Source organism: Patulibacter minatonensis DSM 18081 (genome assembly GCF_000519325.1).
In the GTDB taxonomy this organism is placed as follows: domain Bacteria; phylum Actinomycetota; class Thermoleophilia; order Solirubrobacterales; family Solirubrobacteraceae; genus Patulibacter; species Patulibacter minatonensis.
The window spans coordinates 5,118,850-5,138,660 of sequence record NZ_KI912613.1 but is presented as its reverse complement, the minus strand read 5'-3'; the positions used below and the strand labels follow the sequence as shown (position 1 = coordinate 5,138,660).

The following is a 19,811-nucleotide window of genomic DNA, read 5'->3' as shown; positions in this document are numbered from 1 at the left end:
ACCATGAGCGAGCTCGAGAAGCCCGTCCCGCCCGCCGGCGACGAGATCCACCTCCCCGGGAACAGCGCGCAGCCGCTGATCCTCACCGTCGGCGTCACGATCCTGCTGGTCGGCGTCACCACCAGCCACTGGATCATCGCGGTCGGTCTGCTGATCACCGTCGGCACGCTCGTGGCCTGGGTGCGCGACGCGATCCGCGAGACCAACGCGCTGCCGCTGCACCACCACGACGACCACTAGTCGTCCGCGACGGTGGGGTGACGGGGACGCTTCCCGCCGCACGCACCGCCGTCGTCCCGGAGCCGGCCCGCGCCCACGGGCGCCGGTCAGTCCGGTCGGTCGGTCGGGGTCGGGGCGGTCGCCCGCCCGCCCGTGCCGCGGCCCGCGCTCCGCGACCGGCGCCCGTCCGCCGCGAGCTCCAGGAGCTCCGCGAGCGACCGCGTGACCCCGTCGGCCAGGATGTCGAGGTCCGCGAGCTTGTCGAGGTCCCCGAGCAGCCCGAACTCCGCCGTCCCGGCGTAGGACGTCACCGCGATCGCCAGCGTCCGGTCGCCCGAGAGGAACGGGATCGGGATCGTGGCCTGCAGACGCCGGCCCAGGAAGAACTCGTCGCTCCGGGGTCCGGGGACGTTGCTGACCACCAGGTTGAAGCGCCTGGTGTCCATCTCCAGCCGGGAGACCTGCGCCAGCACGCTCGGCAGCGCGAACCGCTCGGCCGACGTCAGGCGCTCGGCCGTGAGGGGGTGGCGCCCGGCGGTGTTCTCGGACATCGCCCGCCGGATCCGTTCGAGGCGGACGAGCGGGTCGGCCTCGCCGATCGGCAGCGGGGCGTGGACGAGGGTGATCGTCCGCGGCTCGCGCCTGCGGGCCTGCACCGCGAGCGGCACCGCCACCCGCAGCTCCACGCCCGTCGTCTGCAGACCGCGCTCGGTCATCCAGTGGCGCACCGCGCCCGCGACCAGCGCCAGCACCGCGTCGTTGACGGAGCCCCCGAAGGTGTCCTTGACGCGCTTGAGGTCGGCGAGGGGGACGGCGGCCCGCGCCAGTCGGCGGTGCGGGCCGATCGGCACGTTCAACGGCGACGGCGGGGCCGGCTTGAGCCGACGCGACACGCGTCCTCCGAGGCCGGCCGCACCGGCCGCCGCCTCGGCGAGCGCCTCCGCCGGGCGGGTGACCGCCGCGGCGAGCCGCACGGGCCGGTCGACGACCATCCTGCCGGCCTCCCGGACGGCGGAGGCCACGAGCTGCGCGGACGTCGGCAACGGGGGCGCGAGCCATCGTCCGGGGCGCGCTCCGGGCTCCGGGGGCGCCGGCTCCGGGTCGGCGTCGAGGAGCGCCTCCATCAGGTCGAGCGTGACGACCCCGTCGACCAGCGCCTGGTGCGACTTCGTCACGATCGCGAAGCGCTCGTCCTCGACCCCCTCGACGACCCACAGCTCCCACAGCGGCCTCCGGCGGTCGAGGCGCTGCGAGAACAGGCGCGCCGTCGCCGTCAGGAGCTCGCGCTCGTCGCCCGGGCACGGCAGCGCCACGTGACGCACGTGGTACTCGATGCCGAAGTTCGGATCCACGGCCCAGTGCGGGCGGCCGATCCCGAGCGGCGGCCGGACGAGCGTCGTGCGGTACCGCGGCACGCGCTCCAGCCGTGCGAGCACGTGCGCCCGGATGTCCTGGATCGACGGCGGCGGCCCGGCGAAGAGCGACACCCCGCCGACGTGCATGTGCGCCGACGCCGCGCGCTCCTCCCGCAGGAGGGAGGCGTCGGCGGCGGTGAGCTCGTTGAGGTGGGCCTGGGACATCGGGTCGGACCGGCGGGACCGGTGCGTCGACTGTATCCGACGCCTCCGGGCTCCCGGCGGTGGGCGCAGGTGACGAGCGCGGCGGGTGACCTAGACTCGCGGCATGGATCTCCGAACCCTCCCGGCGTCGTGCGGCTGCTGCTGATCGGCGGCGGTCGACGCGGCCTGGCCCTCACGCGGCTCCTGGCCGCCGAGGGCCACGCGGTCCGCGTGGTGACCCGCGACCCCGAGCGTCACGCGGCGATCGCGGAGGCCGGGGGAGAGCCCTACGACGGCGACCCCGACCGCATCGGCACGCTCCGGTACGCGCTCGACAACGTGACCGTCCTGGTCTGGGCGCTCGGGACCGCCGAGGGCGACCCGCTGCGGGTGCACGCCCTCCACGGCACGCGCCTCGAGATGCTGCTCGAGCGGACGATCGACACGACCGTGCGCGGCGTCCTCTACGAGTGCGGGGGCACGCTCCCGGTGGAGCTCCTCAGCCAGGGTGCCCGGACCGTCGAGCGCATGTGTCGCCACAACGAGATCCCGTGGGGCCTCCTGCACCACGAGACGACCGACGTCGACGGCTGGGCGGCCTCCGCGGCCGACGCGGTCGAGCGCATCCTGGCGCGCGACCGCGGCTGATCTTCGGCCGCGGGCCCGGCGTCAGCGGCGCGCGGGCTGCGGAGCGCCCACGAGGTCCTCGGGCATGCGCTCGAGGAGCTCCTTCAGCATGCGGCCGGTCGCCCCCCAGACCACGTGGTCGCCGACGACGTAGGCGTCCGTGGTGAACGGGACCCCGCGCCGGACGAGCCGACGCCGCTCGTACCCGGACTTCAGGGCACCGAGCTCGAGCTCGAGGACGGCGTCGACCTCGCGCGGGGAGAGCTGCCACTCGCCCGGATGGTCGACCCAGCCGACGACGGGGTACACGGCGAACCCGGTGACGAAGGTGCCGACCGGCGACAGGGCACCGAGGATCTCGACGTGGTCCGGGGGCAGCCCGACCTCCTCGTGGGCCTCGCGCAGCGCCGTCGCCGTGGGGCTGACGTCCTCGGGGTCGGACCGGCCGCCCGGGAACGAGATCTCCCCGGCGTGCCGGCGCATGTCGCTCCGGCGACGCGTGAGCACGACGTGGAGGCGGCCGTCGAGCTCGAGGAGCGGGACGAGGACCGCGGCCCGCGTCGAGCCGTGGGCCGCGAGCTCCGCGGCCGGCTCCGTCCGGAGCAGGGACGCGCGGATGCGCTCGCGCGGATCAGGCGACGCGGGCAACCCGCTCGACGCGCTCGTCGAACATGACCTCGCCGTCGAGGATGCGGTGCACCGGGCACTTGGTGGCGATCACGCGGAGCCGGTCGAGGACGTCGTCGGAGACGCCCTCGTCGACGCGCATCACGAGCTCGAAGCGGGTCGGGCAGCCGCGCTCGGGCGCGGGCTTGTAGGAGCACTCCACCTCGATGTCGCCGATGTCCCAGCCCTTGCGGTCGGCGTACATCTGGAGCGTGATGGCCGTACAGGAGGCGAGGCTCGCGGCCATGAGCTCCTGGGGCGTCGGTCCGGCGTCCTCACCGCCCATCTCCGCCGGCTCGTCGACGGTCGTGCTGTGGTGCCGCATCCGCACGGTGTGGCGGAGATGGTCGTCGCGGTTCGCGCGAGCGTTGACCTGCATCGTTGTTCCCTCGTGGTTCCGGGATCGAGGCCGAAGGTCCAGTATGCCACCGCGGGCGGGCTGTCCGAGCGCGTGGACGAATGCCTATACTCGCCCGGCAGGGACGGGGCGTGGCGCAGCCTGGTAGCGCACCGACTTTGGGTGTCGGGGGTCCCCGGTTCGAATCCGGGCGCCCCGATCGACGAGGACCGCGGACGCGCGAGAGGACCACGGTCCCGCGCCCCGCACCCGGCGGCCCCCGACGAGCAGAGCCAGGGAGATCCGCTTCGGGCGACCGAACGGACGTGCGAAGATGTCGGCGTGTCCAGCGAGGTCCAGGAACCGCCAGCGCCGACGCCCGCCCCGGCGACCCGCACGGACGTGCTGAAGGCCTCGCCGCCGATGTTCCGCACGCCGGTCGTCGACAAGGTGACCCGGGTGCACCCGATCGTCCCCGTGCTCGTCTTCGTCCCGGCGATCGTCGTCGTCGCCGTGCTGGCGGACCGCCGCGTGGGGACGGGCGAGCTCGCGCTGCTCGCGTTCTGCGGCTGGGCGTTCTGGGGGCTCGTCGAGTACTGGACGCACCGGATCGTCTTCCACATCGAGCCCGAGAAGGGGTTCGGCGCCCGCCTGCACTGGATGGTCCACGGCGTGCACCACGACCACCCGAACGACCCGCTCCGCCTCGTCATGCCGCCGGCGGTCTCGGTCCCCGGCTCCGCGGCGTTCGTGCTGGGCTTCGTGGCGCTCTTCGGGATCGGCTCGGGCCTGTCCGTCGGCGTCGGCTTCCTGGTCGGGTACCTCGTGTACGACATGACGCACCACGCCCTGCACCACCACACGCCGCGGACGGCGTTCGGACGCCGCCTGCGCGAGAAGCACATGCGCCACCATTTCCAGGACGACACCCGGGGCTTCGGGATCAGCGCCCCGTGGTGGGACCGCGTCTTCCGCACCGCGCCCGACCGACCGCGGCGCGACGCCCCGCGCTAGCCTGACCGGCGTCCCTCGAGGACCCCTGCCCCCATAGCTCAGCTGGATAGAGCAGCGGCCTTCTAATCCGCAGGTCCTTGGTTCGAATCCAAGTGGGGGCGCCTCACCCGGGCGTGCGCGGACGACGTGCACGTCCCTCGCGCCGAGCGGATAGGTTCGCGCGATGCACGCGCGCACGAGATCCGTCGCCCTCCCGGTGCTCCTGGTCGCCTCACTGGGCGTCTCCGGGTGCGGTGGGGGCGGTTCGAAGGAGGACGAGGCCCAGCAGAAGCTCATCAAGAGCCTGCCGAAGGTCAAGCAGAACGGGGTGGTCGACGCCACGGACACGGCGGACGCCAACCTGAAGTGCGCGGCGTTCCAGAAGAAGAAGCCGAAGCTCGTCACCCAGATCAAGTTCCGCATCAAGGGCCAGCCGTCGCAGCCCTGCATCATCCAGTGACGGCGAGCCCGGCGGGCGGACCGGCGGGCAACGCGGTATCTTGACCAGCGCGCGGCGGACGTAGCTCAGTCGGTAGAGCTCCTGGTTGTGGTCCAGGCGGTCGCGGGTTCGAGCCCCGTCGTTCGCCCCTCGCGCAGACGGCGTCGCTGCCCCGCAGCGGCGCCGTCGCTCGTTCCGGGGACCTCTTGGTCCGGCCGCCGGATGCCCGTGGGCGGGACGTTGCATCGCCCAGGCATTTCGGCGTGCACCGCAACTCCGCGCCGCCCGCGTGGTTGATGGAGGTGTAACGCACACCAGTACGAGGAGACACCCCCCATGTCCCGCATTCGCTCGGCCTTCACCGGCCGCGTCCTGACCGTCACCGCCGCGGCCACCGTGTCCGTCGCCATCGCCGCCCCGCTCGCCGTCGGCGCGAGCAACGGCAAGGAACTGAAGGGCGGCACCCGCAACGGCACCTTCACGTCCGAGACCCGCGTCATCGCGAACAGCTCGAACTTCGGCACCCGCCAGTCCAACCTCGGCGCGGGCGGCGGCGCGATCTACGGCTGCCGCGCGGCGGCCTCCGGGCAGGGCTGCATCGAGGCCTCGAACCTCAGCAACGGCCAGGCGTTCAACTTCCGCTTCCGCGGCGTGCTCGGTGGCACGATCAACACGATCGCCTCCGACAAGAGCAAGGTCGCCCCGTTCACGACGAACGCCACGGGCGTCGCGACCGGCCTGAACGCCGACAAGGTCGACGGCCTCGACGCGTCGCAGATCGCCGACACCGCCGCCGCCGCCGCGAAGGCCGGCACGAAGAAGACCATCGTCGGCACCGACGGCGCGCTGGCCAACCAGAGCGGCTTCACCGCCGGTGCCCGCGAGTCCGAGGGCCGGTACCTGGTGACCGCCGACGCGGACATCAGCAAGTGCGTCCCGCAGGTCACCGTCTACGGGACCGACGCCGCGCCGGGCGCGACCGCGAACGTGCAGGCGGCCGCCGCGAACCAGCTCCGCGTCATCGTGCAGAACTCGGCCAACCAGCCGGCCGACCGTCAGGTCGCCCTGACGGTCTCCTGCTGAGCCGACGGACACCCGCCGCGCTCCGGCGCGGCACCCGCAGGACCACGCGGCGCCCTCACGGGCGCCGCGGCCGTTCCGGGGTGTCGCGGGCGACGCTCAGGCGCCGCGGCGAGCGAACCGGGCGCGCACCCGCGCCGCGACGACGGGCGCCAGCGCGGCCCCGACCTCCAGCGCCGTCCCCACCAGGTGCCCGACCGGGCCGGAGACGACCGCGAGGAGGGTGCGGTCCAGCCGCGTGGGAGCCCCGGGGTCTGTCACGACGCTATCGTTGCCGATTCTCATGTCCGCTGTCTCCACGACCGTCACCGAACTCCCCGATTCCCGCGTCAAGGTCGAGGCCGAGGTGACCACCAAGGCGCTCGAGCAGGCGATGCTCGACACCGCCAAGGTGCTCGCCCGCGACCTCCGCATGCCGGGCTTCCGACAGGGCAAGGTCCCGCCCCCGGTCGTGATCCGTCGCTACGGCCGCGAGACGGTGCTCGACGAGGCCCTGCGCCGCACGATGGGCACCTGGCTCGTCGCGGCGATCGAGGAGGCCGACATCAAGACCGTCGGCGAGCCCGAGGTCAACATCGGCGAGGCCCCGGCCGCCGGCCAGCCGCTGACGTTCGACTTCGAGATCAGCGTCCGCCCCGTCGCCACCCTCGGCGGCCTGGAGCCCTTCGAGGTCGGCCGTCGCGAGGCCGTCGCCGACGCCGAGCGCGTCGACAAGGAGATCGAGCAGCTCCGCGAGCGCCAGGCGAAGCTCGTCGCCGTGGACCGCGAGGCCAAGGAGGGCGACACCGTCCTCATCAGCTTCGTCGGCCGCATCGATGGCGAGGAGTTCGAGGGCGGCGCCGGCCGCGACCAGCTCGTCGAGCTGGGCTCCGGCCGCCTCGTCCCCGGCTTCGAGGACCAGCTGCAGGGCGCCAAGGGCGGCGAGGACCGCGACGTCACCGTGCAGTTCCCGGACGACTACGGCGCCGAGGCGCTGCAGGGCGTCGAGGCGATCTTCTCGGTCACCGTGCACGAGGTGCAGGAGAAGCAGCTCCCCGAGCTCGACGACAGCTTCGCCGAGGAGGCCGCCGGCGTCGACACGCTCGACGAGCTGCGCGAGGACATCGGGCAGCGCCTCAGCGAGCAGGACGGCACGAACGTCGAGCGCGAGTACCGCGAGGCCGTCATCGACACCCTGATGCTCAAGGCCGAGGTCGAGATCCCGGACTCCCTCGCGCGGGCGCGGGCCGCCGAGCTCCTCGAGCGCACGCTGAACCAGCTGGCGCAGCAGGGCATCCAGCGCGAGCTCTACTTCCAGATGTCGGGCAAGACCGAGGAGGAGCTGATCGGCGAGGCCTCGCCGGAGGCCGCCCGGTCGCTCCGTCGCGAGGCCGCGGTCGAGGCGTACATCGCGCAGGAGGGCATCGAGCCCGGCGACGGCGACCTCCTGGACGTCCTGAACGCCCCGGCGGCGCAGCAGGGCACGACCCCCGAGAAGCTGCTCAAGCGCCTCGTGCGCGACGGGCACCGCGACGAGCTCGTCTCCGACGTCGCGCAGCAGCAGGCGATCGAGAAGCTCGTCGAGGCCGCGACCGCCGTGTCCGTCGAGGACGCGAAGTCCAAGGGCCTGCTCTGGACGCCGGAGCCCGGCGAGGACGCCGCCACCGGCGGCGGCCGCCCGTGGGCCGCCGAGGAGGCCGCGGCCGACGAGGCCGCCGACGCCCCCGAGGGCGACGAGGCCGAGGCTGCCGACGCCCCGACCGAGGACGCGCCGACCGAGGCGTAGTCCCGGCCGCGTCGCCCCTCCGCCCGGGGCTCCCCCGGGCGGCGGGGTGCGCGGGAGCGGTTGGTACGCTCAAGCGCAGGTCTTTCAGAGTCCCGTCCGTCGACGCCCCGGCGCCGGCAGGACCCGTCATCCCCACACCGAAGAGGGAACCCCAGCATGAGTCCGATGGTCCCCATGGTCGTTGAGCAGACCGCCCGCGGCGAGCGCGCGTTCGACATCTACAGCCGCCTCCTCAACGAGCGGATCATCTTCCTGGGGACGCCCGTCGACGACCAGATCGCGAACCTGATCGTCGCGCAGCTGCTGCACCTGGCCTCGGACGACGAGGACAAGGACATCTCCATCTACATCAACTCGCCGGGCGGCTCCGTGTACGCCGGTCTGGCGATCTACGACACGATGCAGATGATCAAGCCGCAGGTGCGGACGATCTGCGTCGGCATCGCGATGTCGATGGGCGCGGTCATCCTCTCGGGCGGCGCGCCGGGCAAGCGGATGTCGCTGCCGAACTCGAAGATCCTGATCCACCAGGTCAGCTCCGGCTTCCAGGGCCAGGCGACGGACGTCGACATCCACGCGCGGGAGATCATCGAGCTGCGCGGCAAGCTCGACCAGATCATCTCCCACCACTCGGGCACGCCGCTCGAGAAGGTGAAGAAGGACACCGAGCGCGACTACTTCATGGATCCCGAGGAGGCCAAGGCCTACGGGATCATCGACAACGTGGTCGCGAAGGCCTGACGGCCGGACCACCCCGAGACACCCCGGAACGGACGCGACGACCATGGCCCGAGCCACCGAGAGCGGCGAGCAGCTCCTCTGCTCGTTCTGCGGGAAGTCGCAGCGCCAGGTCAAGAAGCTCATCGCCGGTCCGGGCGTCTACATCTGCGACGAGTGCATCGAGCTCTGCAACGAGATCATCGACGAGGAGCTCTCGGCGCAGCCCGGCTTCGACATCGAGCACCTGCCCAAGCCGCAGGAGATCTTCGGGATCCTCGACGAGTACGTGGTCGGCCAGGACGCGGCGAAGCGCACGCTCGCGGTCGCGGTCTACAACCACTACAAGCGCGTCCGGCTCGCCCAGCGGGCCGACGTCGACGTCGAGCTGCAGAAGTCGAACATCCTCATGCTCGGGCCGACGGGCTGCGGCAAGACGCTGCTCGCCCAGACGCTCGCACGCATCCTCAACGTCCCGTTCGCGATCGCCGACGCCACGGCGCTGACCGAGGCCGGCTACGTCGGCGAGGACGTCGAGAACATCCTCCTGAAGCTGATCCAGGCCGCCGACTTCGACGTGAAGAAGGCCGAGACCGGGATCATCTACCTCGACGAGATCGACAAGATCGCGCGCAAGGCGGACAACCCGTCGATCACGCGCGACGTCTCCGGCGAGGGCGTGCAGCAGGCGCTCCTGAAGATCCTCGAGGGCACCCAGGCGTCGGTGCCCCCGCAGGGCGGGCGCAAGCACCCGCACCAGGAGTTCCTGACGATCGACACGACGAACATCCTGTTCATCTGCGGCGGCGCGTTCGCGGGTCTGGACGACGTCGTCAAGCGCCGCACCGGCCAGCGGTCCGTCGGATTCGTCGACGCCGGGGCCGAGAAGCGGGAGGACCTCCCCGCCGACCGCCTCTTCGAGCACGCGCTGCCCGAGGACCTCGTCGAGTACGGGCTGATCCCGGAGTTCATCGGTCGCCTGCCGGTCGTCACCGCCGTGCGGCAGCTCTCCCGCGGCGACCTGATCACGATCCTCACCGAGCCGAAGAACGCGCTCGTGAAGCAGTTCCAGGCGTCCTTCGACTTCGACGACATCGAGCTCGTCTTCGCCGACGAGTCCCTCGACGCCGTCGCCGACAAGGCGCTCGAGCGCGAGACCGGGGCCCGAGGCCTCCGGTCGATCCTCGAGGAGGCCCTCCTCGACGTGCAGTTCGAGCTCCCGAGCCGCCGCGACGTCCGCAAATGCGTCGTGACGCGCGAGACGATCGCCGACGGCCGTCGCCCGACGCTCGTCACCGAGGCCGTCGCGGGCGACGACCGCGACGACATCGCCGAATCCGCCTAGCGGGCGCGGTCCCGGCGAGCGGCGGCGTGCCACGGCGCGCCGCCGGGTAGCGTCCCGGGCATGTCGCTCCTCCGCCGCGCCCCCGCCCGCATCGCCGGTCGCCGTGTCCTCCCGTGGCTCGTCGTGCTCGACCTGCTGCGCGAGGGCCAGGCCCACTGGCAGGAGCAGCTGACGAAGCGGGAGCGCTCGCGGCTGATCGGCCTGCTGAAGGACAGCAAGGGCGTGCCGTCGCGCCTGACGGCGAAGGACCAGGCCGAGTTCCGCGCGCTGACCGCCAAGCTCGACCTCGTCGCGCTGGGCAAGCGCGCCGCGGTCGCCGGCGTCGGCCTCCGTGCGGCGCGGAAGAAGCGCCGCTGACGGGTCAGGCGGTCGCGCCCGCCGTCCGGGCCTCGAGCACCCGCGCCTCGTCGGCGGCCGCGTAGCCGGGGGCCGCGTAGACCTCCTGCACGAGCTCGATCCGGCGCTCCTGGAAGCCCGCCTGGACGTAGGCGAGGTAGAGGTCCCAGAGCCGGATGAAGGTCTCGTCGTAGCCGAGCGCCCGGACCTCGTCGAGTCGCGCGTTGAAGGTCGCGCGCCAGCGTCGGCAGGTCTCGGCGTAGTGCGGCGTCAGGTCCTCGACGTCCACGGTGCGCAGGCGCGTGTCGGACGTGACGAGGCGCCCCATGACCTGCTGCGAGGGCAGGCACCCGCCGGGGAAGATCATCGTGTTGATGAAGCTGCGCTGGCGCTTCTCGATCTCGTAGGCGCCGTCGTCGATCGTGATCGCCTGGACGGCCATCAGGCCGTCCTCCTTGAGCAGGGCGTCGCAGCACTGGTAGAAGGTCGGCAGGTCGCGCCAGCCGACGGCCTCGATCATCTCGACGGACACGAGGCGGTCGAACTGGCCCTTCAGGTCCCGGTAGTCCTCAAGCCGCAGGTCGATGCGGTCCGCGAGGCCCGCCTCGTCGATGCGCCGGCGCGCGAGCGCGTGCTGCTCGCGGCTGATCGTCGTCGTCGTGACGTCGACCCCGTACTCGCGGGCGGCGTGGATCGCGAGCGCGCCCCAGCCCGTCCCGATCTCCACGAGCGACATCCCCGGCTGCAGGCCGAGCTTGCGGCAGAGGCGGTCGATCTTCTCGACCTGGGCGGTCTCGAGGTCGATCTCCGGCCGCTCGAAGACGGCGCAGGAGTAGCTCATCGTCGGGTCGAGGAAGAGCCCGAAGAGGTCGTTGCTGAGGTCGTAGTGCGCCGAGATCTGGCGGCGGGCCCGGGCGACGGTGTTCCGGGCCCCGTTGCGGACGTGCTGGACGGGGAGCAGCAGGTGCTTGAAGCGGCCGCGGAGCCGGTCGAACGCGGGCATGTTGCGCGCGCCGACCGCGACCAGCGACACGAGGTCGGGGCTGCTCCAGCGGCCTTCGGCGTACGTGCGACCCACGCCGAGCGACCCGCGCAGGAACTCGCGCCAGACGCCCTCGTCGTGGAGCTGGATCTCGCCGCGGAGCGGGGCGCCGACCGTCCCGAAGCGGTGCTCGCGGCCGTCGGGCTCGCGCACGAGGAGCTCGCCGTGGTCCGTGGCGCGCAGGATCCGCAGCGAGATCGAGCGGGCGGTGTCGTCGGTGATGAGGCGGGGCATGGGCTGCTCAGCGGTCGGGGTGCGGGAAGTGGGGGACGCGCTTCACGGCCAGCGCGAGCGCGTGGCCGTAGATGCGGGCCACGTCGGCGAGGGTGCCGAGCGGCTGGCGGCGGACGAAGGAGCGGAGCCCGGCGGCGTCGAGCGGACGCCGGCGCAGCGTGAGGGTGGCGTCGAAGACGCGCTCGCCCTCGCGGTGGCTCTCGAGGTGCACGAACAGGCGCTCGCCGGGCGCGCTCAGGCGCCAGCGGTAGCGGTGGTCCATCGCCATGAACGGCGAGACGTGGAACGCCTTCTCGATGCCCCAGGTGTACTGCGGGTCGGCGGCGCCGCCCGTGACCTCGGCGTCCTGGACGTCGACGACGTAGGCGTGGTGCTCACCCCAGGGCGTGTTCGTGACCTCGGCGAGGACGGCCTCGAGGGTCCGGCCGTCGGCGGCGTAGCAGTACGCGAACGTCACCGGGTTGAAGTCGCGGCCGAGGATGCGCGGCTTGGTCAGCAGGCGGACGGGGCCCGCGGGGCGGCGGCCCGTCTCGCGGTCCACCGTGGTGCGGACCGCGTCGGCGAGCGGGACCGCGGGGTCGCCGTGATGGTCCGCGCGTCGGAAGGACAGCGGCGCGCGGCGTTCGACGCCCCAGCCGCGGTGGCCGTCGAGCGACCCGGGCAGCTCGTCGAGATCGAGGAGGAGCATCGCGGTCGGGTACGCGAATGCGTGCTCGCGGGGGAGGTGCCGGCGATGGCGGATGTCCCCGAGGTAGACCGCGGACCCGCGGTCGACGCCGTGCCCGCCGGTGCCCGCGGCGCTCGTGGTGCGGGCGGTCGCCGGCGGCGCGGCGTCTCGCGCGGTGGTGGGCACCACGACCACGCTCTCGGGGACGACGCTCACGCGAGGGCCGGCTGGGGCTCGTGCAGCGGGACGGTCGACCCGAGCGCCCGGGCGACCCGCAGGCCGCTCCACACGCCGTCCTCGTGGAACCCCCAGCGCCAGTAGGCGCCGGCGTAGTGCGTGCGGCCCTCGACGGTGGAGACCTCGTCCCAGCGCCGCTGGGCGACGAGCCCCTGGGACGTGAACACCGGGTGGTGGTAGGTCATCCGCTCGAGCACGTGGTCCTCGGCGATCGACTCGTCCATGTTCAGGGTCACGAGCAGCCGCGTCGGCGTGTCGAAGCCCTGCAGCCGGTTCATGTCGTAGGTCAGCGTCGCGCGGTCCTTCGGCTCGCGCAGCAGGTGGGCGTTCCAGCTCGACCAGGCTGCGCGGCGGCGGGGCATCACCGACGTGTCGGTGTGCAGGGTCGCCGCGTTCTCCTGGTACGGGATCGCCCCGAGGACGTCCCGCTCGGCGTCGGTCGGATCCTCCAGGAGGGCGAGCGCCTGGTCGCTGTGGCACGCCAGGACCACGTGGTCGAAGTCCTCCGTCGCCCCGTCGGCCGTGCGGACCGTCGCGCGGTCCGGGTGCCGTGTGAGGCCGGTGACCGGTGTCCCGAGCGCCAGGCGGTCCTGAAGCGGCCGGAGCAGGGCGTCGACGTAGGCGCGCGAGCCGCCGACGACCGTCATCCACTGCGGCCGGTCGCGCAGCGAGAGCATCCCGTGGTTCTCGAAGAAGCGGATCAGGAAGATCGCGGGGAAGTCCCAGAGCTGGGCGGGGTCCGCGGACCACACCGCGCTGGCCTGCGGCACGATCAGCCGCTCGGCGAACCACGTCGAGAAGCGCTCGCGGCGCAGGAGCTCCCGCAGCGACGTCGTCTCGTCGCCGGAGGCCAGGAAGCGCCGGGCGACCCGGTTGAACCGCACGTACTCGGCGACCATCCGCAGGAAGCGCGGGTCGATCGCGTTGCGGCGCTGGGCGAACAGGCCGTTGACGGACTCGGCGTGGTACTCGAAGTCGAACTCGCGGGCCGTGACGCCGAAGCTCATGTTCGTCGGCCGCAGCGCGACGCCGAGCTCGTCCATCAGCGCCAGGAAGTTCGGGTACGTGTGGTCGTTGCAGACGATGAAGCCCGAGTCGACCGCGAACGTGCCGCCGTCGACGTGCACGTCGCGCGTGTGGGTGTGACCACCGGGCCGCGCGGCGGACTCGAAGATCCGGACGTCGTGCCGCTCCGCCAGGCGGTGGGCGCACGCGAGGCCGGCACTGCCGGTGCCGACGACCGCGACCCGCATCACACGGCCTCCGTGAGCATCATGCCCTTGTCGACCGCGGCCAGCAGGACCTCGACGCACCGCTCCGGCTCGTCGAACGTCGGCATGTGCCCCGCGTACGGGATCACGTGCTGGTAGACGCCCTCGGGCGGGTTGATCTTCGGCGGCGTGACCATGCGGTCGTCGCCGGCCCACACGAGGAACACCGGGACGCGCTTGGCCAACGGCGTCAGGCGGCGGGTCACGTTGTAGACCTCGGCGAGCATCGCCTCGTTGACCCGGACGTAGTCGTCCGCCGCGCCGTAGGCGCGCACGATCTCGAGGCCGTCCGAGTAGGGGAGCCCGCCCGGGCCGCCGAGCGTCCCGACGAGGAGACCGTTGCGCATGAACGGCAGCGTGAAGACGATCGGGGCCAGTGCCGACCAGCGGCGGGCCGAGCGGATGGCCTTCCGCTGCCGGTCGCCGGACGGGTGCGGCCAGAACCCGGCCGGGCACAGGCCGGTCACCGAGACGACGCCGTCCGGCGCGATGTCCCCGATCTCGAGCGCGATCCACCCGCCCAGGCCGTGACCGACGAGGTGGAAGCGCTTGACGCCGTTGGCGCGCAGGTGCCCGTGGACGGTCTCGGCCAGGGCCCGGGGGGTGGGGGTCACGTTCGACGGCAGTGGGCGGGACCGTCCGAACCCCGGGACCTCCACGACGACGACGTCGTAGAACTCGGTGATCCCGTCGATCACGTGCTTCCAGGTGGTGCGGTCCCCGCCGAGGCCGTGGATCAGGACGACCGGCGGGGCGGCGACGCGCCGACGGGATCGCGACGGGTGCCGCTCGAGGTACATGTCCATCATCTGCTCGTACGACGGGCGCTTCGGACCGGATGCGGATTCAGGGCGAGGGGCGAACGCATTTCCGAGGGGGATCCTAGACTGGCTCCTGATGCCCGATTCGCCGGAGACCACGCGCTACGAGCCCTCGCGGGCCGAACCCGAGGTCTTCGCGCGGTGGGAGGACGCGGGCGTCTTCCGGTCGGACCCCGCGGACGACGGTCGGGAGACCTTCTCGATCGCGATCCCGCCGCCGAACGTCACCGGCGCGCTGCACATGGGCCACGCGCTCAACGGCTCGATCCAGGACGCCCTGATCCGGCTGAACCGGATGCGCGGCAAGAACGTCCGCTGGACGGTCGGGACCGACCACGCGGGCATCGCCACGCAGACGAAGGTCGAGCAGGCGCTGGTCGCCGAGGGCACGAGCCGCGAGGAGGTCGGTCGCGAGGCGTTCCTCGAGCGTACGCAGGCGTGGCGGCAGCAGTACGGCGGCACGATCATCGGCCAGTTCCGACGCCTGGGCTGCTCCGCCGACTACGCGCACGAGCGCTTCACGATGGACGACGGGTACGTCGAGGCCGTCCTGAAGGTCTTCGTGGCGCTCTACGAGCAGGGCCTGATCTACCGCGACACCTACCTCGTCAACTGGGACCCGGGGTCGCGCTCGGCGATCTCGGACCTCGAGGTCGAGGACCGCGAGGAGACCGACACCCTGGTCGAGATCGCGTACCCGCTGAAGGAGGCCGTCGGCGACCTGACCGAGGTCGTCGTCGCCACGGTGCGTCCCGAGACGATGCTCGGCGACGTCGCCGTCGCCGTGAACCCGCAGGACGACCGCTTCAAGCACCTCATCGGGTCGACCGTGGTGCTGCCGTTCGTCGGCCGCGAGCTGCCGATCATCGGCGACGACTACGTGAAGACGGACTTCGGCACCGGCTGCCTGAAGATCACGCCGGCGCACGACCCCAACGACTTCGAGCTGGGCAACCGGCACGGCCTCGAGCCGCTGAACGTCATCGGCGAGGACGGCCGGATCACCGGCGGGTACGCCCCGCAGTTCGAGGGCCTGACGGCCGCCGAGGCGCGGACGGCGATCGTCGACGCGCTGCGCGAGCAGGGCGCCATCCGGGGCGAGGAGCCCTACGTCCACACCGTGCCGTTCTCGCAGCGCTCCGGCGAGCGCATCGAGCCGTTGATCTCGCTGCAGTGGTTCATGCGGATGGACGAGCTCGCGAAGCCCGCCGCCGACGTCGTCCGCGACGGCCGCGTCCGGATCCACCCCGAGAGCCAGTCGCGCCGCTACCTGGCGTGGCTCGACGAGATCCGCCCGTGGGTGCTCTCCCGCCAGCTCTGGTGGGGCCACCAGATCCCCGTCTGGTACCGCGCCGACGAGGTCTACTGCGGCACGACGGCCCCCGAGGGCGACGGCTGGGAGCGCGACCCCGACGTCCTCGACACGTGGTTCTCGTCGGCGCTGTGGCCGTTCGCGACCCTCGGCTGGCCGGAGGAGACGCCCGAGCTCGAGGCGTTCTACCCGACCTCCGTCCTCTCGACGGCCCGCGACATCCTCTTCCTCTGGGTCGCCCGGATGGTCATGACCGGTCTGCGCTTCGCCGGCGACGTGCCGTTCACCGACGTCTACTGCCACTCCGTCATCCAGGCGCCCGACGGCCGCCGCATGAGCAAGTCGCTGGGCACCGGCATCGACCCGCTCGACCTCATCGACGGCGGCCCCCGCCCGGCCGTCTTCGCGAAGAAGGGCAAGAAGGGCAAGCTCGAGGATCCCGGCGACTTCCCCGCCTACGGCGCCGACGCCGTGCGCTTCGGCCTGCTCGCCATGTCCTCGACCCAGGACGTGCGGTTCTCCGAGGAGAAGATCGCGCAGGGCAAGCAGCTGACGACGAAGCTCAGCAACGCCGTGCGGTTCGCCGTGGGGCGTCTCGAGGAGCATCTCGAGGGCGCCGCCGCCGGGGTCACGGGGGAGACGCTCCCGACCCGGCTGGAGGACCGCTGGATCGTCTCGCGAACCGAGCGGATCGCCCGCGAGACCGCGCAGCGGATCGACGAGTTCGACTTCTCGAAGGCCGCGCTCGGGCTCTACGACTTCGTCTACGGCGAGCTCTGCGACTGGTACCTCGAGCTCGTCAAGGGCCGCGACGCCGCGACCGACCCCGACCTCGCCCGCGTGCTCGGCTGGGCCCTGCGCCGGACGCTCCAGATCGCGCACCCGGTGATCCCGTTCGTGACCGAGGAGTCCTGGTCGACCCTGCCCGGGGCGGAGGGGCTGCTCGCCGTCTCGCCGCTGCCGGCCACCGACGACGCGCTGCTGTCGTCCGACGCCGAGGAGCGCCTCGGCCGGGTCATCGACGTCATCACGACCGTCCGCTCGTGGCGCAACGGCGCCAACGTGCCGCCCGGCCCGGTCCTGCCGGTTCGCGTGGAGGCCGAGGGCTACGACGACGAGGCGCTCGCCCTGATCGCGCGCCTCGCCCGCCTGGAGTCCTCGACCGACGCCGGCGACGCCGTCCCCGTGGCGATCCCCGGCGGTCAGCTGGCGATCCTCGCCGGCGAGCACGTCGACCCCGAGGCCGAGCGCGCCCGCGTGGAGAAGCGCCGCGCCGAGGTCGAGCAGGCGATCGCGTCGACCGAGGGCCGCCTGTCGAACGAGAAGTTCGTCTCCCGGGCGCCGGCGGAGGTGATCGCCGCCGAGCGCGCGAAGGTCGATGCGCTCCGCGAGGAGCTCCGCACCCTGTGATCGCCGACGTCCCGTCCGGCGAGGACGAGCTCGGGTCCGACGATCGCCTGCGCGCCGCCGAGGAGTGGCTGCTCGGCCGGGAGCTCTTCGGCATCCGGCCCGGCCTCGCCCGGATGGCCGCGCTGCTGCGGCGCCTCGGCGACCCGCAGACCCGCTTCGAGGCGATCCACGTCGTCGGGTCCAACGGGAAGACGTCGACCGTGACGATGGCGGCGGCGCTCCTGGCCCGCCGCGGCGTGCGGTCGGGCGCGTACGTGTCGCCGCACCTCGTGTCGTTCCGCGAGCGCGTGATGGTCGACGGCGAGCCCGCCGCGCCGGGGCTCTTCGCGGCGGCGGTGGAGCGGGTCCGGGAGGCGGCCGAGGCGCTGGAGGCCGACGGACCGGAGGCCGCGGACGACGCCCTCGACGGACCGGTCACGCAGTTCGAGGCCGTGACGGCCGCGGCGTTCCTCGTCCTCGCGGAGTCCGGCGTCGCCTGCGCCGTCGTCGAGGCCGGGCTCGGCGGCCGCTGGGACGCCACCAACGTCCTGCCCGACGCCCGACGCCCGGGGCCGGACGGGACGCCACGCCCGGCCGTCGCGGTCCTCACCTCGATCTCGCTGGAGCACACCCGCTGGCTCGGCGACACCGTGGCCGAGATCGCCGCCGAGAAGGTCGCCGTGCTCCGGCCGGGCGGGACGCTCGTCCTCGCCGACGGGCTGCCGTCGTCCGCCCACGACGTCGCCGAGGCCCGCGCGGCCGAGCAGGGCGGGACGGTCGTCGAGGCCGACCCGGACCCCGGCGCCGACGTCCCGACCCCCGGCGCGGCCCGCTACCAGCGCCGCAACCTCGCGACGGCGATCGCCGCGGTCGGTGCGCACCTGGGCCCGGGCGCGGACCGCGACCACGCGGCCGAGCGCGAGGTCGCCACCCACGTCGTCGTCCCCGGCCGCTTCGAGACCGTCGAGCGCCCGGGACCCGGCGAGGACGGCGTCGTGGTGATCCACGACGGCGCGCACAACGAGGCCGGCTTCGAGGCCCTGGCCGGCGCGCTCGACGACGCCGCGCCGTCCCGGCCGGTGGTGGCGGTCGTCGGGGTGCTCGACGACAAGGATCCGGCGGGGATGCTCGCCGCGTTCGACCGCTGGTGCGACGTCCTCGTGGCCACCGCGCCGTCGAACCCGCGCCGACTGCCGGCGGACGCCCTGGCGCAGGCCGCGGGCACCGCGCTCGCCGGCCGGGACGTCCACGTCGTGGAGGGTGCGCACGACGCCCTGCTCCGGGCCCGTACACTTGCCGGATCGCGCGGTACGGTGCTCGTCACCGGCTCCCTGCACCTGGTGGCGGACCTCCGTCGAGGTCGCGGCGCCGGACCGGGAGCGCGATTCTGACCATGGCCCCGACGACGCCCCGCCACGACGACTCGATCCCCGTCCTCCGGATGGTGCTGGCCGTGGCTGCCGTCGTCGCCCTCGTGATCCTGGTCTTCTTCGGTGTCGGTTACGGGCTCGGACGGGCCTTCGTCTGACCGATCCCGGCCGGTTGCAGGGAATCCCCCCTGCGACGGCGAACCCCCGCCCTGTGATCCACATGACTGATCCCCATGCCTGATCTCCTCGCTGTCTTCGGCATCGACAACTCGACGCTCGACGTGGTCGTCAAGCTGCTCGTGCTGTTCGTCGTCCTGATCTGGCTCGCGCTGGTCTACTACACGTGGGCGGACGCCCGGCGCCGCATCACGGACCCGGTCCTCATCGGCACGGCGACGGTCGCCGCGCTCGTGCTCCCCTTCGCCGGCACCGTGATCTACATGGTCGTGCGGCCCCCGGAGTACCTGGACGACGTGCGCGAGCGCGAGCTCGAGATGCAGGCCGCCGAGGCCCGGCTCCTGCAGTCCGGCGTGCTTCTCTGCCCGCACTGCGAGTACCAGGTCCAAAAGGACTTCCTGCGCTGCCCGTCGTGCCTGAAGAAGCTGCGCGACCAGTGCACCGGCTGCGCGCGCCCGCTCGATCCCGAGTGGCGCATCTGCCCGTACTGCGAGACCGAGATCGCCGGCCGCACGCCGCGCCGCCGGCGCCGTGGGCGCTCCGAGGCGCGCGAGACCGAGCAACAGGCGTAGCCCGGGACGGTCCCGTCCCGTCCCGCCCGGATCGGCGCCGCCCCGCGGCGTCCCGCCACCGCCCGCCCCGTCGCGGGCGGTCGTCGTTCCGGGGTGCCGCGGCACCCTCGCGTCGCGCGCGCGCCGCGACTGGTTGACTGTCCGGCGTCCGCAGACCCAGACGCGCGCAGCGCCGCGCAGGAGTGACCGAATGTCCCGCACCCTCATCCTCGTGAAGCCGGACGGCGTCCAGCGCCAGCTGGTCGGCGACGTGCTCGGCCGCTTCGAGCGCAAGGGCCTGAAGATCCAGCAGCTCAAGCTCGTGCCGCTGCAGACGTCGGTCGTCGAGGAGCACTACGCGCACCTCGACGACAAGCCGTTCTTCGGCGAGCTCGTGTCCTTCATGACGCAGAGCCCCGTCGTCGCCGCGATCCTCGAGGGCCCGTCGGCCGTCGAGGTCGCCCGCCAGATCATCGGCGCCACGAACCCGCTCGAGGCCGCCACCGGCTCGATCCGCGGCGACCTGGCCATCGAGGCCGGCGAGAACGTCGTCCACGGCTCGGACTCCGACGAGAACGCCGAGATCGAGATCAAGCGCTTCTTCCCGGAGATCGGCTGATCGATGGGTGCCGCGCCGCCTCCCGGGATCCGCTCCCG

Annotated in this window: 22 protein-coding genes and 3 tRNA genes; 17 read left to right on the top strand and 8 right to left on the bottom strand. The window is 72.8% G+C overall.

Going from position 1 to position 19,811, the window contains the following annotated elements:
* Positions 1–3 precede the first annotated feature (3 nt).
* Positions 4–240, top strand: a complete 237-nt coding sequence (locus tag PATMI_RS0124200) for a cytochrome c oxidase subunit 4 (protein ID WP_026912771.1) — start codon at positions 4–6, stop codon at positions 238–240.
* A gap of 86 nt (positions 241–326) precedes the next feature.
* On the opposite strand, the gene PATMI_RS32990 is transcribed toward PATMI_RS0124200, so the two are convergent.
* Positions 327–1,799, bottom strand: coding sequence for a wax ester/triacylglycerol synthase family O-acyltransferase (locus PATMI_RS32990; RefSeq protein ID WP_051472239.1), 1,473 nt, complete (start codon positions 1,797–1,799; stop codon positions 327–329).
* Between the two features lie 129 nt (positions 1,800–1,928).
* Here PATMI_RS32990 and PATMI_RS37725 point away from each other — a divergent pair, with 129 nt between their 5' ends.
* Positions 1,929–2,426 carry an NAD(P)H-binding protein gene (locus PATMI_RS37725; protein WP_026912770.1) on the top strand — a complete coding sequence of 166 codons (498 nt, stop codon included), beginning with the start codon at positions 1,929–1,931 and terminating at the stop codon, positions 2,424–2,426.
* 21 nt (positions 2,427–2,447) lie between these two features.
* Here PATMI_RS37725 and PATMI_RS0124185 read toward each other — a convergent pair whose 3' ends face one another.
* Both PATMI_RS0124185 and PATMI_RS0124180 read right to left on the bottom strand, forming a co-directional pair.
* Complete coding sequence (locus PATMI_RS0124185; protein WP_026912769.1) at positions 2,448–3,053, bottom strand: NUDIX hydrolase; 606 nt, start codon at positions 3,051–3,053, stop codon at positions 2,448–2,450.
* On the bottom strand, positions 3,037–3,450 hold the full coding sequence (locus PATMI_RS0124180; protein ID WP_026912768.1) for an OsmC family protein: 414 nt from the start codon (positions 3,448–3,450) through the stop codon (positions 3,037–3,039). The genes PATMI_RS0124185 and PATMI_RS0124180 overlap by 17 nt, the downstream gene beginning before the upstream one ends.
* A gap of 104 nt (positions 3,451–3,554) precedes the next feature.
* Between PATMI_RS0124180 and PATMI_RS0124175 the strand changes: the two genes are divergently transcribed.
* The 6 genes from PATMI_RS0124175 (at position 3,555) to PATMI_RS0124150 (ending at position 5,923) form a co-directional block, all read left to right on the top strand.
* Positions 3,555–3,628, top strand: a tRNA-Pro gene (locus tag PATMI_RS0124175).
* 122 nt (positions 3,629–3,750) lie between these two features.
* A complete protein-coding gene (locus PATMI_RS32985) occupies positions 3,751–4,422 on the top strand; it encodes a sterol desaturase family protein (RefSeq protein WP_051472238.1) in 672 nt (223 codons plus the stop codon).
* Between the two features lie 27 nt (positions 4,423–4,449).
* Positions 4,450–4,523, top strand: a tRNA-Arg gene (locus tag PATMI_RS0124165).
* A 62-nt stretch (positions 4,524–4,585) separates the two neighbouring features.
* The gene (locus tag PATMI_RS0124160; protein WP_026912767.1) at positions 4,586–4,861 is read left to right on the top strand and encodes a hypothetical protein; all 276 of its coding nucleotides are present in this window, start codon (positions 4,586–4,588) and stop codon (positions 4,859–4,861) included.
* 54 nt (positions 4,862–4,915) lie between these two features.
* Positions 4,916–4,988 (top strand) — tRNA-His (locus PATMI_RS0124155).
* A gap of 188 nt (positions 4,989–5,176) precedes the next feature.
* A complete protein-coding gene (locus tag PATMI_RS0124150; RefSeq protein ID WP_026912766.1) occupies positions 5,177–5,923 on the top strand; it encodes a hypothetical protein in 747 nt (248 codons plus the stop codon).
* Between the two features lie 96 nt (positions 5,924–6,019).
* Here PATMI_RS0124150 and PATMI_RS37030 read toward each other — a convergent pair whose 3' ends face one another.
* Positions 6,020–6,181 carry a hypothetical protein gene (locus tag PATMI_RS37030; protein ID WP_157260955.1) on the bottom strand — a complete coding sequence of 54 codons (162 nt, stop codon included), beginning with the start codon at positions 6,179–6,181 and terminating at the stop codon, positions 6,020–6,022.
* A 22-nt stretch (positions 6,182–6,203) separates the two neighbouring features.
* Here PATMI_RS37030 and tig point away from each other — a divergent pair, with 22 nt between their 5' ends.
* The 4 genes from tig to PATMI_RS0124125 all read left to right on the top strand — a co-directional run bounded on the left by tig (position 6,204) and on the right by PATMI_RS0124125 (position 10,104).
* Positions 6,204–7,685 (top strand): trigger factor, encoded by a 1,482-nt coding sequence (gene tig, locus PATMI_RS32980; protein ID WP_051472237.1) that lies wholly within the window; start codon positions 6,204–6,206, stop codon positions 7,683–7,685.
* A 156-nt stretch (positions 7,686–7,841) separates the two neighbouring features.
* Positions 7,842–8,426 (top strand): ATP-dependent Clp protease proteolytic subunit, encoded by a 585-nt coding sequence (locus tag PATMI_RS0124135; protein WP_036726354.1) that lies wholly within the window; start codon positions 7,842–7,844, stop codon positions 8,424–8,426.
* Positions 8,427–8,469: 43 nt separating this feature from the next.
* Entirely contained in the window at positions 8,470–9,747 is a 1,278-nt protein-coding gene (gene clpX, locus PATMI_RS0124130) for an ATP-dependent Clp protease ATP-binding subunit ClpX (protein WP_026912763.1), read from the top strand.
* 60 nt (positions 9,748–9,807) lie between these two features.
* Positions 9,808–10,104, top strand: coding sequence for a hypothetical protein (locus PATMI_RS0124125; RefSeq protein WP_026912762.1), 297 nt, complete (start codon positions 9,808–9,810; stop codon positions 10,102–10,104).
* A gap of 4 nt (positions 10,105–10,108) precedes the next feature.
* On the opposite strand, the gene PATMI_RS32975 is transcribed toward PATMI_RS0124125, so the two are convergent.
* From PATMI_RS32975 to PATMI_RS35430, 4 genes are read right to left on the bottom strand one after another with little or no spacing between them, the layout of a single operon-like run.
* Complete coding sequence (locus PATMI_RS32975; RefSeq protein WP_051472236.1) at positions 10,109–11,359, bottom strand: SAM-dependent methyltransferase; 1,251 nt, start codon at positions 11,357–11,359, stop codon at positions 10,109–10,111.
* A gap of 7 nt (positions 11,360–11,366) precedes the next feature.
* Positions 11,367–12,242: a DUF1365 domain-containing protein gene (locus PATMI_RS0124115; protein ID WP_211241787.1), complete on the bottom strand. Its 876-nt coding sequence runs from the start codon at positions 12,240–12,242 to the stop codon at positions 11,367–11,369.
* Positions 12,239–13,516 carry an NAD(P)/FAD-dependent oxidoreductase gene (locus PATMI_RS32970; protein ID WP_051472235.1) on the bottom strand — a complete coding sequence of 426 codons (1,278 nt, stop codon included), beginning with the start codon at positions 13,514–13,516 and terminating at the stop codon, positions 12,239–12,241. Before PATMI_RS32970 ends, PATMI_RS0124115 begins: the two co-directional genes overlap by 4 nt.
* Positions 13,516–14,343, bottom strand: a complete 828-nt coding sequence (locus tag PATMI_RS35430; RefSeq protein ID WP_084270218.1) for an alpha/beta fold hydrolase — start codon at positions 14,341–14,343, stop codon at positions 13,516–13,518. The genes PATMI_RS32970 and PATMI_RS35430 overlap by 1 nt, the downstream gene beginning before the upstream one ends.
* A gap of 88 nt (positions 14,344–14,431) precedes the next feature.
* On the opposite strand from PATMI_RS35430, the gene PATMI_RS0124100 reads away from it, so the two are divergent.
* The 5 genes from PATMI_RS0124100 (at position 14,432) to ndk (ending at position 19,773) form a co-directional block, all read left to right on the top strand.
* Complete coding sequence (locus PATMI_RS0124100) at positions 14,432–17,077, top strand: valine--tRNA ligase (RefSeq protein ID WP_026912759.1); 2,646 nt, start codon at positions 14,432–14,434, stop codon at positions 17,075–17,077.
* On the top strand, positions 17,074–18,447 hold the full coding sequence (locus PATMI_RS0124095) for a bifunctional folylpolyglutamate synthase/dihydrofolate synthase (protein ID WP_051472234.1): 1,374 nt from the start codon (positions 17,074–17,076) through the stop codon (positions 18,445–18,447). The genes PATMI_RS0124100 and PATMI_RS0124095 overlap by 4 nt, the downstream gene beginning before the upstream one ends.
* Before the next feature lie 2 nt (positions 18,448–18,449).
* On the top strand, positions 18,450–18,584 hold the full coding sequence (locus PATMI_RS38610) for a hypothetical protein (RefSeq protein WP_281171338.1): 135 nt from the start codon (positions 18,450–18,452) through the stop codon (positions 18,582–18,584).
* 75 nt (positions 18,585–18,659) lie between these two features.
* The gene (locus PATMI_RS32960) at positions 18,660–19,175 is read left to right on the top strand and encodes a zinc ribbon domain-containing protein (RefSeq protein ID WP_245604266.1); all 516 of its coding nucleotides are present in this window, start codon (positions 18,660–18,662) and stop codon (positions 19,173–19,175) included.
* A 190-nt stretch (positions 19,176–19,365) separates the two neighbouring features.
* Positions 19,366–19,773: a nucleoside-diphosphate kinase gene (gene ndk, locus PATMI_RS0124080; protein ID WP_026912756.1), complete on the top strand. Its 408-nt coding sequence runs from the start codon at positions 19,366–19,368 to the stop codon at positions 19,771–19,773.
* The last annotated feature ends 38 nt before the right edge of the window (positions 19,774–19,811 follow it).

Coding starts and splice junctions, on each gene's coding strand:
- clpX (WP_026912763.1), top strand. CDS start 8,470: ATGGCCCGAGCCACCGAGAGCGGCGAGCAGCTCCTCTGCTCGTTCTGC.
- PATMI_RS32975 (WP_051472236.1), bottom strand. CDS start 11,359: ATGCCCCGCCTCATCACCGACGACACCGCCCGCTCGATCTCGCTGCGG.
- tig (WP_051472237.1), top strand. CDS start 6,204: ATGTCCGCTGTCTCCACGACCGTCACCGAACTCCCCGATTCCCGCGTC.
- PATMI_RS0124135 (WP_036726354.1), top strand. CDS start 7,842: ATGAGTCCGATGGTCCCCATGGTCGTTGAGCAGACCGCCCGCGGCGAG.
- PATMI_RS32990 (WP_051472239.1), bottom strand. CDS start 1,799: ATGTCCCAGGCCCACCTCAACGAGCTCACCGCCGCCGACGCCTCCCTC.
- PATMI_RS0124200 (WP_026912771.1), top strand. CDS start 4: ATGAGCGAGCTCGAGAAGCCCGTCCCGCCCGCCGGCGACGAGATCCAC.
- PATMI_RS35430 (WP_084270218.1), bottom strand. CDS start 14,343: ATGATGGACATGTACCTCGAGCGGCACCCGTCGCGATCCCGTCGGCGC.
- PATMI_RS0124180 (WP_026912768.1), bottom strand. CDS start 3,450: ATGCAGGTCAACGCTCGCGCGAACCGCGACGACCATCTCCGCCACACC.
- PATMI_RS0124150 (WP_026912766.1), top strand. CDS start 5,177: ATGTCCCGCATTCGCTCGGCCTTCACCGGCCGCGTCCTGACCGTCACC.
- PATMI_RS38610 (WP_281171338.1), top strand. CDS start 18,450: ATGGCCCCGACGACGCCCCGCCACGACGACTCGATCCCCGTCCTCCGG.
- PATMI_RS0124125 (WP_026912762.1), top strand. CDS start 9,808: ATGTCGCTCCTCCGCCGCGCCCCCGCCCGCATCGCCGGTCGCCGTGTC.
- ndk (WP_026912756.1), top strand. CDS start 19,366: ATGTCCCGCACCCTCATCCTCGTGAAGCCGGACGGCGTCCAGCGCCAG.
- PATMI_RS0124100 (WP_026912759.1), top strand. CDS start 14,432: ATGCCCGATTCGCCGGAGACCACGCGCTACGAGCCCTCGCGGGCCGAA.
- PATMI_RS32970 (WP_051472235.1), bottom strand. CDS start 13,516: ATGCGGGTCGCGGTCGTCGGCACCGGCAGTGCCGGCCTCGCGTGCGCC.
- PATMI_RS32960 (WP_245604266.1), top strand. CDS start 18,660: ATGCCTGATCTCCTCGCTGTCTTCGGCATCGACAACTCGACGCTCGAC.
- PATMI_RS0124160 (WP_026912767.1), top strand. CDS start 4,586: ATGCACGCGCGCACGAGATCCGTCGCCCTCCCGGTGCTCCTGGTCGCC.